The organism is Acetobacter senegalensis (assembly GCF_001499615.1).
Lineage (GTDB): Bacteria > Pseudomonadota > Alphaproteobacteria > Acetobacterales > Acetobacteraceae > Acetobacter > Acetobacter senegalensis.
This window is the reverse complement of the sequence record NZ_LN606600.1, coordinates 2,839,476-2,856,773: the sequence shown is the minus strand read 5'-3', so window position 1 is coordinate 2,856,773 and position 17,298 is coordinate 2,839,476. Positions and strand designations below refer to the sequence as shown.

At 54.6% G+C, this 17,298-nt stretch carries 18 protein-coding genes; 12 read left to right on the top strand and 6 right to left on the bottom strand.

Annotated elements, in window-relative coordinates:
- The first annotated feature begins 80 nt into the window (after positions 1-80).
- Positions 81-899 (top strand): SDR family NAD(P)-dependent oxidoreductase, encoded by an 819-nt coding sequence (locus ASN_RS13330; protein WP_058988461.1) that lies wholly within the window; start codon positions 81-83, stop codon positions 897-899.
- Positions 900-927: 28 nt separating this feature from the next.
- A complete protein-coding gene (locus tag ASN_RS13325; protein WP_058988460.1) occupies positions 928-2,286 on the top strand; it encodes a purine-cytosine permease family protein in 1,359 nt (452 codons plus the stop codon).
- Here ASN_RS13325 and rlmB read toward each other — a convergent pair.
- The 3 genes from rlmB to proP form a co-directional block, all read right to left on the bottom strand.
- Positions 2,220-3,059, bottom strand: coding sequence for a 23S rRNA (guanosine(2251)-2'-O)-methyltransferase RlmB (gene rlmB / locus ASN_RS13320; protein WP_035378126.1), 840 nt, complete (start codon positions 3,057-3,059; stop codon positions 2,220-2,222). The genes ASN_RS13325 and rlmB overlap by 67 nt on opposite strands.
- 59 nt (positions 3,060-3,118) lie before the next feature.
- On the bottom strand, positions 3,119-3,550 hold the full coding sequence (locus tag ASN_RS13315) for an NUDIX hydrolase (RefSeq protein WP_058988459.1): 432 nt from the start codon (positions 3,548-3,550) through the stop codon (positions 3,119-3,121).
- Between the two features lie 73 nt (positions 3,551-3,623).
- Positions 3,624-5,078 (bottom strand): glycine betaine/L-proline transporter ProP, encoded by a 1,455-nt coding sequence (gene proP / locus ASN_RS13310; protein ID WP_058988458.1) that lies wholly within the window; start codon positions 5,076-5,078, stop codon positions 3,624-3,626.
- 497 nt (positions 5,079-5,575) lie between these two features.
- Here proP and ASN_RS13305 point away from each other — a divergent pair, with 497 nt between their 5' ends.
- Genes ASN_RS13305 through lptB form a run of 5 tightly spaced genes read left to right on the top strand, consistent with a single transcriptional unit; the run spans position 5,576 to position 9,907 of the window.
- Positions 5,576-6,235 (top strand): ribonuclease D, encoded by a 660-nt coding sequence (locus tag ASN_RS13305; RefSeq protein ID WP_058989339.1) that lies wholly within the window; start codon positions 5,576-5,578, stop codon positions 6,233-6,235.
- Positions 6,236-6,262: 27 nt separating this feature from the next.
- Positions 6,263-7,294 (top strand): KpsF/GutQ family sugar-phosphate isomerase, encoded by a 1,032-nt coding sequence (locus tag ASN_RS13300; protein ID WP_058988457.1) that lies wholly within the window; start codon positions 6,263-6,265, stop codon positions 7,292-7,294.
- Positions 7,291-8,025, top strand: a complete 735-nt coding sequence (gene lptC / locus ASN_RS13295) for an LPS export ABC transporter periplasmic protein LptC (protein WP_006559836.1) — start codon at positions 7,291-7,293, stop codon at positions 8,023-8,025. Before ASN_RS13300 ends, lptC begins: the two co-directional genes overlap by 4 nt.
- A 17-nt stretch (positions 8,026-8,042) precedes the next feature.
- Positions 8,043-9,089, top strand: a complete 1,047-nt coding sequence (locus ASN_RS13290) for an LptA/OstA family protein (RefSeq protein WP_375600764.1) — start codon at positions 8,043-8,045, stop codon at positions 9,087-9,089.
- 2 nt (positions 9,090-9,091) lie between these two features.
- Positions 9,092-9,907: an LPS export ABC transporter ATP-binding protein gene (gene lptB / locus ASN_RS13285; RefSeq protein WP_006559834.1), complete on the top strand. Its 816-nt coding sequence runs from the start codon at positions 9,092-9,094 to the stop codon at positions 9,905-9,907.
- A gap of 296 nt (positions 9,908-10,203) precedes the next feature.
- Here the strand turns inward: lptB and ASN_RS13280 are convergent, their stop codons facing one another.
- Positions 10,204-10,479 carry a hypothetical protein gene (locus ASN_RS13280; protein WP_058988456.1) on the bottom strand — a complete coding sequence of 92 codons (276 nt, stop codon included), beginning with the start codon at positions 10,477-10,479 and terminating at the stop codon, positions 10,204-10,206.
- Between the two features lie 325 nt (positions 10,480-10,804).
- On the opposite strand from ASN_RS13280, the gene hpf reads away from it, so the two are divergent.
- From hpf to tnpC, 5 genes are all read left to right on the top strand, one after another.
- Positions 10,805-11,425 carry a ribosome hibernation-promoting factor, HPF/YfiA family gene (gene hpf, locus ASN_RS13275; RefSeq protein ID WP_058988455.1) on the top strand — a complete coding sequence of 207 codons (621 nt, stop codon included), beginning with the start codon at positions 10,805-10,807 and terminating at the stop codon, positions 11,423-11,425.
- 118 nt (positions 11,426-11,543) lie between these two features.
- Complete coding sequence (locus ASN_RS19730) at positions 11,544-11,966, top strand: hypothetical protein (RefSeq protein ID WP_157765189.1); 423 nt, start codon at positions 11,544-11,546, stop codon at positions 11,964-11,966.
- Between the two features lie 353 nt (positions 11,967-12,319).
- A complete protein-coding gene (tnpA, locus tag ASN_RS19275; RefSeq protein ID WP_058986867.1) occupies positions 12,320-12,679 on the top strand; it encodes an IS66-like element accessory protein TnpA in 360 nt (119 codons plus the stop codon).
- Positions 12,676-13,023, top strand: coding sequence for an IS66 family insertion sequence element accessory protein TnpB (gene tnpB, locus ASN_RS13260; RefSeq protein ID WP_010510701.1), 348 nt, complete (start codon positions 12,676-12,678; stop codon positions 13,021-13,023). Before tnpA ends, tnpB begins: the two co-directional genes overlap by 4 nt.
- 63 nt (positions 13,024-13,086) lie before the next feature.
- A complete protein-coding gene (gene tnpC / locus ASN_RS13255; protein WP_058986868.1) occupies positions 13,087-14,697 on the top strand; it encodes an IS66 family transposase in 1,611 nt (536 codons plus the stop codon).
- Between the two features lie 23 nt (positions 14,698-14,720).
- Here the strand turns inward: tnpC and ASN_RS13250 are convergent, their stop codons facing one another.
- Positions 14,721-15,506 carry a polysaccharide pyruvyl transferase family protein gene (locus ASN_RS13250; RefSeq protein ID WP_058988453.1) on the bottom strand — a complete coding sequence of 262 codons (786 nt, stop codon included), beginning with the start codon at positions 15,504-15,506 and terminating at the stop codon, positions 14,721-14,723.
- A 312-nt stretch (positions 15,507-15,818) separates the two neighbouring features.
- Positions 15,819-17,297 carry a glycosyltransferase gene (locus ASN_RS13245; protein ID WP_082666688.1) on the bottom strand — a complete coding sequence of 493 codons (1,479 nt, stop codon included), beginning with the start codon at positions 17,295-17,297 and terminating at the stop codon, positions 15,819-15,821.
- Position 17,298: the final 1 nt, after the last annotated feature.

Here is a 17,298-nt window from a genome sequence, read left to right as displayed (position 1 = left end):
CATGGCCTTGGCCGCCATGCATGCCCGCTTTGCCCTGTGGCGTGCAGCCCTTCTAACAGTCTCGCGTTAAGAGAGCGACCATGAAACATAATACCGTTCTGATAACCGGAGCCTCCTCCGGCCTCGGGCGCTCACTGGCCCTCACTCTGGCGCGGCCCGGACGCATGCTGCATCTGGGCGGACGGAATGAGACCCGGCTGATAGAAACCGCCCGGCAGTGCATCTCGCGCGGAGCAGGTGTGGACATCGCACGATGCGATGTAGCCGACCGGCAGACCATGGCGGAGTGGGTAAAAAGCACCGGGCAGCTTGATCTGGTATTGGCCTGTGCAGGCATTACCGGGGGCACCCGCAAGCCCGAAACGCCGGATGATGCCCCTTACGAGCCTGACGAACAGGTACGACGCTTTTTTGCCACCAATATGGATGGCGTTCTGAACACTGTTCTGCCCGCCATGGCGTTGATGCGCCGCCAGCCCCGTGCAGCGGATGGCATGCGCGGGCGAATCTGCGCCATTTCCTCCGTTGCGGGACTGGTCTCCTATCCCGGCACGCCGTCCTATGGCGCGGCGAAGGCGGCAGTTGACCGGTTTATGGTGGCCACTGGCGGGAATATGAAGCAGGCAGGTATTCTGTGTTCTTCCGTGGTCTGCGGGTTCCTCAACACCCCCATGACGGCGCAAAACCGCTTCCCCATGCCGGGCATGACAGATGTGGATAACGCCAGCCGCCGTATTCTGCGCGGCCTGCGCCGCAACGAAAGACGCATTGTTTTTCCATTATGGCTTGCAGCCGGGTCCAGATTTATGGACCTTCTGCCTATACGGCTGGCGGAAGCCTATTACACCCATCAGCCCACCGGGGCTGCGGGCACCATGCCAGAGCCGGACCTGTCATGACCCTTTTAGCCTGAGGACCCTCCCCGGCATGAACCACCAGTCCACCCCCGTTTCCGCTTCTTCTCCCGGTGGCCTGATGGAAGAGCTTTCAGCCGCATCCGTGCGCGAACCCGTGCCCGCTGCACTGAAGACCATGAAGATGGACCGTGTCTTCTGGAGCCATTTTTCCCCCAACCTCGGCCCCGGCGGCTGGGTGACGGGGGCGTTGCTCACCAGCATGGGGCTGGATTTCAAGACCGGGGTGCTCGCTATTGTGCTCGGCAACATAATCGGGGCGCTACCAGTTGCCCTTGCTGCCGCCATTGGCCCCGCCATGGGGCTGACACAGATGGAGGCCTCCCGCCGGGCGCTGGGGCAGATTGGTATCCGCCCTCCTGCCTTCCTGAACTGGATCTATTGCGTCGGGTGGGATGCGGTAAACAACGTGCCTGCCGCCACAGCCCTGATGGCGCTGTTGCTGCTGGGCGGCATTTCCTCCCCTTTCTGGCTGGCTCTTGGTGTTCTGGCCGCAACCCAGATGGTGGCCTCCATTTACGGGCACCACGTTGTGCAGCTTTTGCAGAAATATCTGGGCGGGGTACTGCTGATCACCTTTGCGCTGATGGGCATTACGCTGGCGGTGGAAGGGACGGCCCCCATAGCGGCCCATCATCCCGTAAGCTGGCAGACTTTTCTGCTGGCCACAGGCGTTCTGGTCAGCTTCAACCTGTCTTGGGCATCCTATTCTTCTGATTACACGCGGTATCTGCCAGCGTCTTCCAGTCCGAAAAAAGTGGTGCTTCTGGCGTTGGCGGGGCTTCTGGGTTCCGCCATTCCATTCCAGATTCTGGGTTTACTTACGGCGGGCAGCGTGGCGGACCCATCGCCCACCGCCGTTATTGCCTCGCTTCAGCAGGCCATGGGGCCTCTGGGGGCCGTGGCGCTGGCAGCCATTGCGCTGTCTTCCATCACCGGCAATTCGTTCAATGATAACACTGCCAGTTATAGCCTGATTTCCGCCGGCCTGCATGTGCCCCGCGTGGCCGCAGCCATTCTTACCGCCGTACTGGGCTACGTGCTCGCTGTAGCAGGCGCGGGCCGCTACACCACGCTTTACACAGATTATCTGATGGTCACCATGTACTGGATTGCGCCGTGGATCGGCATTGTGCTGGCGGACTGGTATTGTGGAGACCGCACAGTGCATCCGGTTCCACCCGGCTGGACATACGGGGCCACCATTTTTTCCGTGACCGCCGTGCTGACCATCCTGCTCTTTTCAACCAGCACGCTCTATACCGGCCCCGTCGCAAAATGGCTGAATGGGGCCGATATTGGCTATTACGTTGGCTTTTTTGTTGCTGCGGGCTGGTATGTGCTGGGCATGCGCACGCGGGCCAACTCATAAAGCCCCACCGCCGCCGCAACGGAAACATTCAGGCTTTCCATATCACCGGGCATATACAGCCCGGCAATTTCATCACAGCTTTCGCGCGTCAGGCGGCGCAGGCCCTTGCCTTCCGCCCCCAAGACCAGCGCCACACGGCGGCCTTCAAAAGAAGGACCGTCCAGCAAGCCGCCGCCTGCATCCAGCCCCACGGTCCAGCACCCGCCTTTCTGCAAGGCCTCAATCGCACGGGACAGATTGACTTCCCGCACCATGGGCACGGTTTCCAGCGCGCCTGAAGCAGCTTTGGCCAGCACGGCGGTTTCTTCCGGCGCGTTACGATCCTGCACCACAAGGCAGGCAGCCCCAAAGGCGGCGGCAGAGCGTAGAATGGCCCCCACATTGCGCGGGTCTGTCACCTGATCCAGCACCAGCACTGGCCCCGGCCGTTCCAGCGCCTCATCCAGTGTAAGATTTGGCAGCAGCTTGACCAGCGCAGCCACGCCCTGATGCACGGCCTCTGCCCCCAGCAGCTCATCCAGTTTGGCGCGCTGCGCAAGCTCGGGCTCAATAGTCAGTCTGGCTCCGGCCTCACGCGCAGCAAGCAGAGCGGGGTGATCGCCCTCCGTCACCAGCAGACGCTGAAAGACACGACGCGGATTAGCCAGCGCCGCCGCAACGGCATGCGTGCCGAACAACCAGCAGCTCCCGGCTGGTGCGCCGCCCCCTTCCCGTCCGCCAGAGGACTGGTTGCGCTGATGACGGGACGAACGACCGGAACGGGGATTACGCATAAGAACCTTTGATCTCTCTCACTCTTTCCCCTCCCCTACCGCATGTTCCGGTTGCGGGGCTATCCCTTTTGCCGCTGGTTTTGCAAACATGCCCGACGCTCGGCCAACGCACGCAAGGCCTGCTGCGTAGCCTCCGTCAACGGAGCAGGCAGAGCATCCAGCGCAAACCAGCCTACTGCTGCCAGAGCCTCCGGCTCCTGCACCGTGGGTTCACCGCGCCACTCTTCCACCAGATAGACAGGGGCAACCCAGTGCTGCCCCTGTGCCTGATCTATCTGGTCCACCACGCATAGAAGCGTCTGTGGCGTGATGCTCAACCCGATTTCTTCCTGAATTTCACGGGCTACGGCTGCGGGCACTGTTTCAAACGGATCAACCTTCCCACCCGGCAGCCCCCAATGATGCGCTTCCGGGTTCCGCCGCCGCTGGACCAAAAGCAGCTTGCCCTCCCGCAGGATGGCCGCACCGCACCCAACGCGTGGAACTGTCATTTGATCTCTCCCTCCAGCCACGCTTCGGCTTCCCGCTCAGATTTCCATTCTTCTTCCGCTCTCCCCGCCCCCCTCAGGGTAGAGGCGGCAAGGTGGCATCAACCGTAATCGGGTGGTCCCCGGAAAGAATGGCTTTGACTTCTGCCTCTGTCGCCACGGCAGGCGGAGAGCCACGCAAAGGCATGCGTGCTGTCTCACGCACGGTCAACATGGTCAGGATGCCAATAACGGCTGCCCCCATCAGGTAATAGGCAGGCATCATCAAATCCCCGGTTGTGCGCACCAGCCACGCTGTAACCAGCGGTGTTGTGCCCCCAAACAGGGAAACGGAGAGGTTGAAAGCAACAGAGAGCGCCGTATAGCGCACGGGCGTATAAAACAGAGCAGGCAGCGTTGAGGGCATGGAACTGGTAAAACACACCAGAGAAAGCCCCAGCAGCATAAGACCAAGAAAAATAAGAATATTATTGTGGCTCTGCACCAACAGAAGCGAGGGAACAGCCAGCAGCAGGATCGCCAGACAGGCCCCGATGATCATGGGCCTGCGCCCCAATTTGTCACTAAAGAGACCACCCACCACGTTCAGCGGCATCATGATCAGCATGACAATAATAATCAGCAACAGGCCTTTGCTTTCCGGGTAACCAAGCGTCACACTCAGATAACTGGGCATGTAGGTCAGCAGCATGTAATCCGTTACGTTGAAGACCAGCACCAGCCCCACGCATTTCAGCAGTTGTGGCCAATGTACACGCAGCAGTTCCGTCCAGCCGGGTTTGTCATGCTCGCGGCTTTCGGCCTGCTCCGCATACGCCTGGAAGGCCGGAGTTTCTTCCAGCTTCATGCGCATATACAGCCCCAGAAGCCCCAGCGGCCCCGCCACCAGAAACGGAATACGCCAGCCCCACGCCAGCATCTGGCTTTCTTCAAGCCCCAATTGAAGGGCCGTCACCGTACCTGCTCCGGCCACGTATCCGGCCAGAGTGCCAAATTCCAGCCAGCTTCCCATCAGGCCCCGCCTGCGGTCCGTGGAATATTCGGCAATAAAGGTGGCAGCACCACCATATTCGCCACCTGTAGAAAACCCCTGCACAAGCCGCGCCAGAAGCAAGAGCGCCGGAGCCCCTAACCCGATGCTGTGATAGGAAGGAATAAGCCCGATGGAAAACGTGCCCAGCGCCATGAGAACCATGGTGAATGCCAGCACTTTCTGCCGCCCATACCGATCCCCCAGCGGGCCGAACACCATACCCCCCACGGGCCGCACCAGAAACGCGACCGTAAACGTTGCAAATGTTGCCAGAAGCTGGGCGGTGGGATCATTGGACGGAAAAAACACACGCCCCAATGTGACGGCAATGTAGCCATAAACCCCAAAATCAAACCATTCCATGGCGTTGCCCAGAGCCGCTGCTCCTACGGCACGTTTCAGCATATCGCTATCCACCACGGTAATATCATCGGGCTTCATCTGCCTGCGGCGCTTGAACCATCCAAAATGGGCATGCGCCGTGCCAGAATCCTGCATAAGGTTTTCTTCCTCCAAAATTTATCGTGGGTGCGGCGCCTCCGGCTTGCGCAACACCCAACTCAACGCCAAGCGGCCTTTCCTGTTTGCAAGAAAAGCAACTTTTCGCTTCAACTTAATGATTAAAGATAGCGCGCTTATGTGACATAAGTTCAAAAATACGTAAAGGAAAAGAGAGTCATTTTATTTCATGAGCTCATGCAAATTAATATCCCCTGCAAACAATAATAACTACTTGTTGTATATCTTTTTATTTCATTTATTTCAGTTTAAATATTTTAATAATATTTATAAAATCACATGAATTACTACAGACTGAATTTTTCAGACTCTCCAGCCAGCACGAAACGAAGCCTCTCCAAAAGAAATCATGACAGAGAGTATCCTGCGCTCACCATCAAATCGCCTGAAACAGGATGCAGGAGCGCCGGAATGGACAATCCCTTCCCTCGGCGGTATCGCTCTGGCCAGATTAACAGAAAGATATGGAGCGGGTCATGACCTCATCCCGGCCCCCGTCCGAAGGTGCCATTACATTACATCGGAACGATCTGCCGGATGACGTGACGTTCTCTGGCTCCGTGGCCGTTGATACGGAAACCATGGGCCTTAAGCCTTATCGTGACAGGCTCTGCCTTGTGCAGCTTTCCGCCGGAGATGGCACTGCTCATCTTGTGCAGCTTGTCCCTCCTTCTCTGGGCGGAACGGGATATGACTGTCCCAACCTGAAAAGAATTCTGGCCGATCCGAGCGTGACCAAGATCATGCATTTCGCGCGATTTGATGTCGCCATTCTCCAGCATGCGCTGGGCATTACGATCAGTCCTGTGGTGTGCACCAAAATTGCCGCGCGCCTTGTTCGCACCTTTACGGATCGGCATGGTCTGGCCGCCCTGTGCCGGGAGCTGCTGGGGGTGGAAATGAGCAAGCACCAGCAGACCTCTGACTGGGGCGCGCCTGACCTCAAGCCCGAACAACTGGCCTATGCGGCGTCCGATGTTCTGTATCTGCATGCACTTTGGGAGAAGATGGATGCCCTTCTCCAGCGGGAAGGTCGGCGGGAACTGGCGCAGGCCTGTTACGATTTTCTGCCCGCCCGTGCCCAGCTTGATCTTCTGGGGTATGAAGACCCAGATATATTTTCTCACCGGTCTTAACCCGTTTTAACCCGGACCTCCTGACGCATGACAGAGCTTCTCGCCTCGGAACACGCCTCCCCAACCGCAGCACGCCAGCAAGCCACGCTGACAGCAAACGCTGTGGCCGTTTTGCGGGCAGAACGCGCCGGGCTGGATGCGCTGGAACAGGCCCTGCAGAACCCAAACAGCCTTGGGCGCGCATTTGCGCAGGCAGTGGCACTTATCAGCACTCTACCGGGACGGCTGGTTGTAACGGGCATTGGTAAATCCGGGCATATCGCGCGCAAGGTGCAGGCCACACTGGCTTCTACCGGCACCCCAGCCCTGTTTGTGCATCCGGCAGAAGCCTCCCATGGGGATCTGGGCATGGTGCAGGACGGTGACGCCGTTCTGGCCTTTTCCAATTCAGGTGAAACCACGGAACTGGGCGATATTGCCGCCCACACCCGCCGCTGCAAACTGCCTTTGCTGGCCGTTACCAGCAGAGCAACCTCCACGCTGGCCACGGCAGCCGATATTGCGCTCACCCTCCCCTCCATGCCGGAAGCCTGCCCCATGGGGCTGGCCCCAACCACCAGCACCATCATGCAGCTTGCCCTGGGCGATGCGCTGGCCGTTGCGCTGCTTCAGCAACGGGGCTTTACGGCGAACGATTTCGGGAATTTTCATCCCGGCGGGCGGCTGGGCATGCGGTTGCGGACCGTGCAGGATCTCATGCGGACCGGCAGTTCCCTGCCAATCGGGCAGGAAAATACGCCCATGCGGGACGTGATTGTGGAAATGACATGCAAAGCCCTAGGCTGCATTGGTATTCTGGACCATAATGGCAAGCTGGCGGGGCTGATCACGGATGGCGACCTGCGCCGGGCGTTGGACCTTGATCTTACCATTACGCAGGCAAAGGATGTCATGAACCGCACTCCGCTCACCATCGGGCCTGATGTTTTTGCGGCGGACGCCCTGCGCCTGATGAACGAGCGTGACCGACCCATTACCTCCCTGTTTGTGCTGAATGCCGAGGGTAAGCCTTTGGGTGTGGTGCATGTCCATGACCTTTTGCGGGCCGGTGTGGGATGACAGAACCGCCCAGAAAATCCCCCCAGCGGGATGATTTTGCCCGTTCGGAAGAAACCATTCGCCAGCAGCGCGAGCGGCTGGCGCCTGCCCAACAGCGCCGGGTTGCGCCTGATGCCGGAACCCTTGCCCGCCGCCGCACCCTGTTGCGCTGGGCCAAATGGGTTCTGCCCGCCACCGCCCTGCTGCTGCTGAGTTCCATTGCCGTCTGGCCAGAGGTGGACCGGCTGATCAACGCCAACAGCGCCGCCATTCGGGAAATTTCCAAGGTGAAGATTGAAAGCGGCAATCTGGTGGGTGCCACTTACAGAGGGGTAGACGAACACAACCGCCCCTTCATGGTGACATCAGACAGCGCGCATCAGGTCAACCCGGAACGGATGGACCTGACCAACCCCGCCGCCGATATTCTGACACAGGGCGGAGACTGGATTCTGGTGCGCTCACAAAAAGGCGTATACATGCAGCACGCGGATATTCTTGATCTGACAGGAGAAGTGACCCTGTATCGTGATGATGGCCTGATGATGCATAGTCCGGTAGCGGATATTGATATCAAACGTAGCATTATTGCATCGGATTCCTGGGTACGGGCGGAAGGGCCATTTGGCGTGCTGGACGCAAAGGGCTACCTGCTCTCCCAGCATGAAGGCATTGCCCAGTTTCGTGGCCCGGGTCGCCTTATCCTGAATGATGATCGCGGTAGTCATCCCGCTGATGGGAAAGCATCCTGATTATGCCGTCTGTTGCTTTGGCGCGCCTGAAGGCCGCCCCCTTTCAGCTGCCTCGCTATTCTCCTCTGGCATTCGGTGCCGTTCTGCTGGCAACCCTACTGCCGGGTATGGCCTACGCCCAGTCCATTGATCTCTCGCACGGTGGCCAGATTACCGTCACCGCCGTAGGAGGATTTGACTGGGACCAGAACCAGAAAAAAGTCACTGCCTATGATCAGGCAAAAGCCATCCGTGGCGATGTTACGGTAACGGCCGATAAGCTGATTGCCTATTATCGTAAAAAGACTGCGCCCGATGGCCCCGCCCCCGGCCCTGATGCCGGGACAGACCAGAAGCCTCCCGCACCAGCCAATACAACGGCAGGCACGCCCCCTGCCGCTCCACCCGCGTCAGGCCAACCCGCCGCAGGTGGTGATCCAGACTCTTCCGGTGCGAATGAAATCTATCGGCTGGAGGCCATTGGGCACGTACATATCTACACCCAGACCGATCAGGCCTGGGGGGATAAGGCGGTCTATGACATGGATCAGGCTGTGCTGGTCATGAACGGGAAAGCCATGAAACTGGTGACCCCACAGGATCTGCTAACAGCACGTGATTCCATGGAATATTATTCCCAGCAGCGCATTTCCATCGGGCGCGGCAATGCCACCGTTACCACCAATGATGGACGCCAGATTCGGGCGGATGTGCTTGTAGGGTACAGCGCGCCACCTGATAACACCGCTCAACCCCAGAATGGGCAGCAGGATGCCGGTAAACAGACGTCCGGTGATCCACTGAGCAACGGCTCCGGCAAGCTGGAAAAAGTGAACGCCTTTGGCCATGTCTGGGTCAGAACACAAACGGAAATCGTAACCGGGGATCGGGGGGTTTACGTGCCGGATACAGGCATTGCGCGGATTGTGGGGAACGTGCATATCACCCGTGGTGCCAACCAGATCCAGGGTGCGGCCGCCATCATCAATATGCATACAGGCCTAGCCACCATGACCGAACACCCCGGCAGCCGGGTAAGCGGGGTTGTGGTGCCCAATAACGGCGATGGGTCAGACAGGAAATAAGGATGACTCAGGAAATTACCTGGACCGCTGAAGAAACAGTGGAAGAACGCATCATCGGGCCGGAACCGGCTTTCTTGAATGCCCAGCATAAACCGGGGCACGGGCTTTTTGCGCACGGAATAGGCAAATCCTACAAGAAGCGCGAAGTGGTGAAGAATGTCTCCATTGAGGTGCATCGGGGTGAAGCCGTTGGTCTGCTGGGGCCAAACGGGGCCGGGAAAACCACCAGCTTCTACATGATTGTGGGCCTTGTGCAGCCAGATACAGGCTCCATCACGCTGGACGGAGCCGATATTACGCAGTTGCCCATGTATCGTCGGGCGCGGCTGGGCATTGGCTATCTACCGCAGGAAGCCAGCATTTTCCGTGGCCTGAATGTTGAGCAGAACATTATGGCCGCTCTGGAAGTGGTGGAGCAGGACCCGGACAAACGGGAAGTGATGCTGGATGGCCTTCTGAGCGAATTCGGTATTTCTCACCTTCGTCGCTCTCCTTCTCTGGCGCTCTCGGGCGGGGAACGTCGACGTCTGGAAATTGCGCGTGCGCTTGCCAGCCAGCCGCATTACATCCTGCTGGACGAACCTTTGGCCGGGATTGACCCCATTGCCGTGGGCGAAATTCGTGATCTTGTGTCCCACCTGAAAGACCGTGGCATTGGCGTGCTGATTACAGACCACAACGTGCGCGAAACACTCGAGGTCATTGACCGGGCCTATATCATGCATAGTGGGCAGGTGCTGATGCAGGGCGTGCCAGAAGAAATTGTGGCCCATGAAGACGTCCGCCGCGTCTATCTGGGGGAAAGCTTCTCGCTGTAATAGTCAGGGAAGCTGCCTGCAAAACCTGCTGGATCGCTCTGGCCTGCAACAGGCTTCCTTCGCGCCTTTCTCTGGCAGGCATGTATTCCGGCCCCAAAAGCCCTGCCCGCCCGCATGGTGGCCGTTTCCATAAAAATGATGAGGAACAGAAGCCTCTAGGGGCGGGAAACCATCCGACTACGCTTCTTCTTCAAGCCCTATCCTGCTTCTACCCCACGTAGCACAGCATGATTTTCAACAGGAGCTCGACGCCTGACGGCTAACCCATCGCAAGATTGCCCAGACGGCGGAGATGCTTAGCGATGGATAACTGGCGGCGGAAGATCCACATGTGGAGGCTGTATCAACGGGATAGGCGGCGCGGGAGGCGCAGGCGGCTCAGCCTGCTTTTTCTCTTTCACCACATCCACCGGAATAAGCACCCGTTCCATAATAACCGGTGGCTTGCTGTGCATCATATGCCACATGAAGGCACCATAGCCTGTGGCCAGAACACCAAGCACGACAAGTTTGGCCCGCCAGCTACGACGCATTTTAGGCATATTGGCAGGTGGGCTTGAACGTAAAAGCATGATGTCCTTGTCTGGCTTGCAACTCTGCTTCGTTTGTACGCGGTAGCCGTTGCGGGCAGCAACCCCACATCAGCAGTTTTTTGCGCTGCCTGCATAATCATTGGAATGGCGAGGGAACTGTCAGCCTTGGTGATGCATTAAATCTGTAACAAAAGAATGGACACACCCGCGAGAGCGTGCCCAAATAAACTTCAGATCATGCAGACTCCATGGCTGCATGATTGACGGTTAAAGCCGCCAGCGCCTGAAAACAGGCCGCAACACCGTGTGGCTCATGATTCAGGCGCGACGGTCCTGCTTGTAACAGACAAGGAAGGACATCCGAATGCATATTCATGTTTCCGGCAAACAGATTGATCTGTCTGACGCACTCAAGCACCGCGTCAATACCCATATGGGCAATCTGGCGGACCGGTATTTTGACAAGGCGCTGGAAGCCAAGGTCACCTTCAGCAAGGCGCGTTCCTTTTTCACGTGCGATATCAATGTCCATGCCGGACGCGGCCTTACATTGCGAGGTGAAGGGGAGGCTGCGGACGCCAATACCGCGTTTGATGACGCTGCCGAGCATATTGCCAAACGGCTGCGCCGTTACCATCGGCGCGTAACGTCCCACGCTCGTGCCACCAAGAGTGACGCCATTCCCGAAACAGGCCGTTCCTATGTCCTGCAACAGCCTCCGCCGAACAAAAAAGGCAAAGCAAACGGACACGCCAATAAAACACAGGCCGCCACAGACGAAGCCGAGGAACAGGAAACATACGCCGCTATAATCGCGGAACACACCACGGACATCCCTCACCTCAGCGTCAGCGAAGCCGTGATGCGGCTGGACCTTGCGGCAAGCACCATCCTGCTATTCCGAAACCGGAAAAATCAACAGATCAACGTGGTTTTCCGCCGAGATGACGGAAATATCGGCTGGGTAGATACGGGGCCCGGTTGAGTTGTGCTTGACTGGATGAAGCCTTATTAGTCGAGGAATGCTGCCCATAACACGGCATCATTCCTTCATGACCTGAGGACGTTCACGGTCGCACGAAGTAGGAAAATCCATCCACAGAATGGTAGGGCTGCAACTCCTCTCCTTCGAAATAACAATCAAGAACGGCCTGATAGTTCTTTTTGATATGCTCTCAAAGAGAGACAAGCGAAGTTGTTGCTCGCCATCAGGGAAAATATTGGCTGGGGTAGCCTTGCCCTATTATGTTTATGACTTTTCCAGATATGGTATCCAGCAACAAGATCAAATAGTAAAATCGAATAACTCACCCCATGACAATGATGAGTCAAAACGCAAGCCGTTTTCAACTTGGGGGGCTAAAAACCCCTATTTTTATTTTCCCAATAGTACCAATATCAATTGGGATACGGTTTTTATACAGGCGGAAAGAGGGTTTTTAGAACCCTCCACTTATACGACAGAGATATTGCTCGCCCGCTTTCCTCATTTTTCTATACCAGCCAATACCTTTTTTACTATTTAAGCAAAAAATTAGAGAATTTTTCTTTGTATTTCTCGGAAATATTTACATTGCACTTACTTAAGTAAGATATAAAGTTTTGAGTGTTGTAATTATATTTTTTTATAAAATTATCGTAGTTTGTGGAATCCCTATAATATTCCATCGTTCTGTATTCATCGAAATCCTCAAATTCAAGAGACGGTAGATCAAAAAAATTAGTCATCTCTTTTGTTCTACTATCAATAGCCAAAAACAATGCAGGAACACCTGATAGAATGTAACCGGCCGTTTGAGGCCGCCTTATGATTAAAGATTGTGACTGGTAACTTACCGTCGTTAACGACGTCGTTATTGACGTCATTTGAGAGGTAAGAATGGCCCAGGAAATCCTGATTGGTGTTGAACGCCGTCGCCGCTGGTCGGATGAACGCAAACTGGCGATACTGTCTGAAGTTGGTGTGGATGGAGCGAGTGTATCGGATGTGGCACGTCGGCATGACCTGACCCGCCAACACCTTTACCAATGGCGGAGTTCATTCCGTCAAAGACTATCTTCGCCAGATCAGTCTGTGGCGTTTATTCCTGTTGCTTCAGTGACGACACCTGCTGTGACATCTGGCGGTGGACCTGACGAACTGGCCATAGTGCTGCGCAATGGCCGTAGTATCAGGGTGACGGGACATCCTGCCGAAGATCTTCTGGCCCGGGTCATCCAGATTGCGGAGACGGCATGATTGGCGTGGGCAACGGCGTGCGTGTCTATCTGGCCTGCGGGGTGACCGATATGCGCAAGGGCATATCGGGTCTGGCAGCACTGGCACAGGACGTGCTGCGTCAGAACCCGACATCAGGGGCGCTCTTTGCTTTTCGTGGTCGCCGTGGCGACAGGATCAAGCTTCTGATGTGGGACGGTCAGGGGTTCTGTCTTTATTACAAGGTGCTTGAGAAGGGACGTTTTCCATGGCCGTCTCCGGCAGAGGGCGTTGCACGCCTGACGACAGCACAGATGGCCATGCTGTGGGAAGGCATGGAGTGGAGACGCCCTTCCTGGTCTGCACCACCGTCTCGCGTAGCCTGATTTTTATGGCGTGATCGTGTAGAACCTTTTGAATTTTCTTAGATTTTCTGCTATTTTTTCATAATGACGCCTGCACCCGTGGTCCTGCCTGATGATCCGGATATCCTGAGGGAAATGATTGTTTCCCTGCAGACCGAAGTGGCCCGGCTTTCTGCGTCGGCCCGTGCGTATGAGGCTCTTGTCCAGTCTCTCAAAATCCGGATCGCACGCCTTCAGAAACAGAAATTCGGGGCCAGTTCAGAAAAGATAGACCGTGAGATTGAACAGCTCGAACTGCTCCTTGAAGATGTAAAAATCGCCATCGCGGCAGCCGATCCTTCTCCTGATATCAGGGAGCATGATGTCAGCGATGATGCAGTCTCTCCCCCACGGCAGCGTGGCAAACCACAGGTTTCTGACACGACACCACGGGAGCGTATTGTTCTCGACCCGGGTGAGGCCTGTCCTGCCTGTGGCGGTCCTCTGCGTCTTGTAGGCGAAGATGTCACCGAAATACTGGACTTTATTGCGGCAAAACTGAAAGTTGTCGAAACGGCACGGCTGAAGAAATCCTGCCGCCATTGCGAAACGATGGTGCAGCCTGAAGCACCGTCGCGCCCTGTTCCACGGGGGATGGCTGGCCCCGGGCTTCTGGCCCATATCCTGGTCTCGAAATTCGATGACCATATCCCGCTTTATCGTCAGAACGAGATCTTTGCCCGTCAGGGTGTGGACATTCCCCGTTCAACCCTGATCGACTGGTGTGGTCAGGCCGTTGCCGTTCTGCGTCCTCTCACAGATCTGATCCGTCAGGATGTCGTAAAGGCAGACCTGCTGCATGCCGATGATACACCCATCCAGGTTCTTGATTCCCGTCTGCGCCAGGCTGGGAAACCACGTGGTGTGAAGGAAGGGCGGATCTGGACCTATCTGCGCGATCCCCGCCCCTGGGGCGGGAGTGATCCGCCCGCCGTGGCCTACTGGTTCTCTCCCGATCGCAAGGGGATCAATCCCCAGACCCATCTGGCACAGTTCCGGGGCATTCTGCAGGCTGACGCCTACGCGGGGTTCAGGGATCTGTATAAACCCGATGCAACGGGAACCGTGCATGTGCGCGAAGCGGCCTGCTGGGCTCATCTCCGCAGGGCCTTCCATGATGTCTGGAAGGGCAGTGATTCGACAATCGCAAGGGAAGCACTCGAGCAGATCGGGGAACTCTACGATATCGAGCGGCAGCTCACCGGGTCTCCTGCTCCGTATCGTCTGGCTGTCCGACAGGAAAAAAGCCGCCCTCGTGTCACAGCATTCCACGCATGGTGCGAAACACAGCTCGCCCGTATCCCTGGCAAGGGGGAACTGGCAAAAGCAATCCGTTATGCGCTCAACCGGTGGGCAGCCTTTACCCTCTTCCTCGAAGATGGTCGTGTTGCCATCGACAACAATCCTGCCGAACGGGCCATACGACCGGTATGCGTCGGGCGGAAAAACTATCTGTTTGCCGGTTCAGACGCCGGGGGCGACAACATCGCTGATGCCATGACGCTTATCGAAAGCGCAAAACTTTCAGGCCTCAACCCGCACGATTACCTCGCCGATGTTCTCGCCCGCATCAACGAACACAAGATCAACCGCCTCCACGAATTGTTGCCATGGAACTGGCAACCCGCGAATACGCTTCACAAAAAGGCCGCATAATCAAGGCGGCACAGAACGGCCGGTTACGATAGAATTGCCATGACGTTCCCGTGAAACCGAGACCCAATACTAAAATTATATTTTTTGCTATTTAATAGCCACGTGTCCACATCAAAATAAATACTTTTACTATCCTCAATCCATTTATCTATCTCACTATCTGAACCATTTATATTTTGTATGTAATCAAAAGTTTGCTCAACAAATCCATCGCAATTTTTACTTAGATATTTCAATACTTTATATTCTTTTTCGGTCAGATCCGTATCAAATGTCCGAAAATTGGAAACAGCTTTTCCATATTTATAGTCTTTTAGAAAATCAAATGAGTTTTGATAGAGAGGGATCTGATATAATGAAGAACACCCAATTACTTCCATATTCCTTATGCCGTTTTTATATAAAATATCATATGTATATATTCCTCTTACTGCAAAACAGGTTTTCTCCTCCATTCCTTTTAATATGCTTATGATTTCCGGATGGAGACAAAAGTCTTTTTTAAAATATTTTGACTGCAAGCCAATGCTAATCGGAACAAGAGGTTTATCTCCAGCCTTTTCCAATTGCTTTGTTAAACTAAGCCACGGCTGCACATTTTCACGCAGCCATATCAGTTCTGTCGTAATAAATTGGTCAAAATTACTGAGTGTTCCCTCTTCTGCATCTTCTGAAACAATTTCACATTCCAGGAGATTTATTATTGAATTCGTGAACACGATATTACCCGTATTCCACCCTACAGCTTCTATTTTTTCTTCAAGAGAGGAAAATTGTTTTACAGTCTTCGCAAAAAATCCGGTTTTCATAAGATTACCTACCCTCTTCAGACAAACAAAACATTTAGATCTACAACCTTAGACCCATTTCGTTGTTACAACCACTCAGAAGAGAGTGAGAAAAAATCGCATTTGCGACAGGTAGGAAGCCAGATAGATAGTAAGACATCTGGCGCAGGTAGATGTCGCAGCTCTCTATTCCCGAGAAAATACCGACCACCGAACCTCTGTGCCAGAAAGCTCAAGCTTATAGAAAGGTTTCAAGAACAACCATCTAGACAGATGCCTTCGCCCCCGCCCTTGCTCTTTTCTGCCCACGAAAAGAGCAAGGGCGCCTGGGTATTAATGACGTGATGCTTTTTCTATTTCCGTATTCACTTTTTCCATGATTTTTCGGCGTGCTTTAGGGGCAAGCATTTTGTACCCATCATGCAGAGACCGCATGGCACGGGCTTTATAATCTTCCACAAGATTACTATCCAATCGCCCCAGAGCCCATATGTGAGTGTTCACTTCAACCATCATAAGCTGCTCAATAACATCATTGCGCATTCGCGATGTTACTCTTGGCTTCAGGTAATCAAAAATATCAAAATGTACAAACAATTTCTCGTCTTTTGCAAGGATATCCTGCCCTAGCCTTCCTTGCCTATAATAGTAATAATCCTTCGCCGTCGTTACAATGCGCCGTGCCAAGCTCAGAGCTTCAAACTGAAAAGGAAGATCATCAAAACGTTTTATATGTTCTGGAAAAATAATCTTGTTTTCAGTCAGCAATTCTTTCGCATAAATGCGCCGCCAGATAGTAGGCTGGCCTGTCAGCAGACTGAGCGGATTATCAACAATACCAGATCTTTTAAACAGGCCATCACGTCCTGCGTAAATATCGTTGCTATTGGCAATCAGTCCGCCTTCATATGCAAGGCAGTACCCTCCCTGGGCAACATCTGCTGCATTTTCCACAGCCATTTTGTACAGATCGGAATACATGTCTGGGGTAACCCAGTCATCACCGTCCACAAACCCGATAAACTGCCCACGTGCAACGGCCATCCCTGCATTTCGTGCAGAAGCGCATCCTCCGTTGGCCTTATGCACAACAACAACACGCTCCGGAAATTTCTGAGCATAACTGTCGGCTATTTCTCCGCAGGCATCTGGAGAACCATCATCCACCACAATAATTTCCAGCCGCTCCAATGTCTGCTCAACCAGACTGTCCAGACATTGCGGAAGCTGAGCGGCAACACCATAAGCTGGCACAATAACAGAAACAGCTATTTTAGGCTGAGGCTTATCAAAGCCCCGCCCACGTCCACTCGCATGAGCAAGATAGAGAAAAGAGACGTGAGGACGTAATTGTTCCGAGATATCATAAATGCTGCATGAAAATGGGATCTCTGTCGTGAGTGCTTTAATTTTAAAATGTTTAATCAGAGTCCAAACAGTCGGGTAATACGCATCATCGATCCGCACGAAATCAAGTGTTTCAACATCTTTTGCTGCGGCAAGAAACGCATCCAGACTTTCATAAATCGAAACACGAGGATCCGTTCCAAACAAGCCGGTCAAGGATGCACGAAGGAAAAAATCCGGCTCGACCACATAAACAGAAGCTTCCGGAGCGTAATGAAGGTGAAGCAGACATTCCAACCCGGATCGACCACCAACAAACAATCCGACACCATTACGTTTCTGAGAACAGAAACGTGGACCGAACCATGAATGTTCCAAGCGCCCGACATCCTCGTCTCTAATATGCGCAGGAACAGAAAGTGGTATTTGACGAATATGACTATGAAAATTGGAAAAACGGATCATC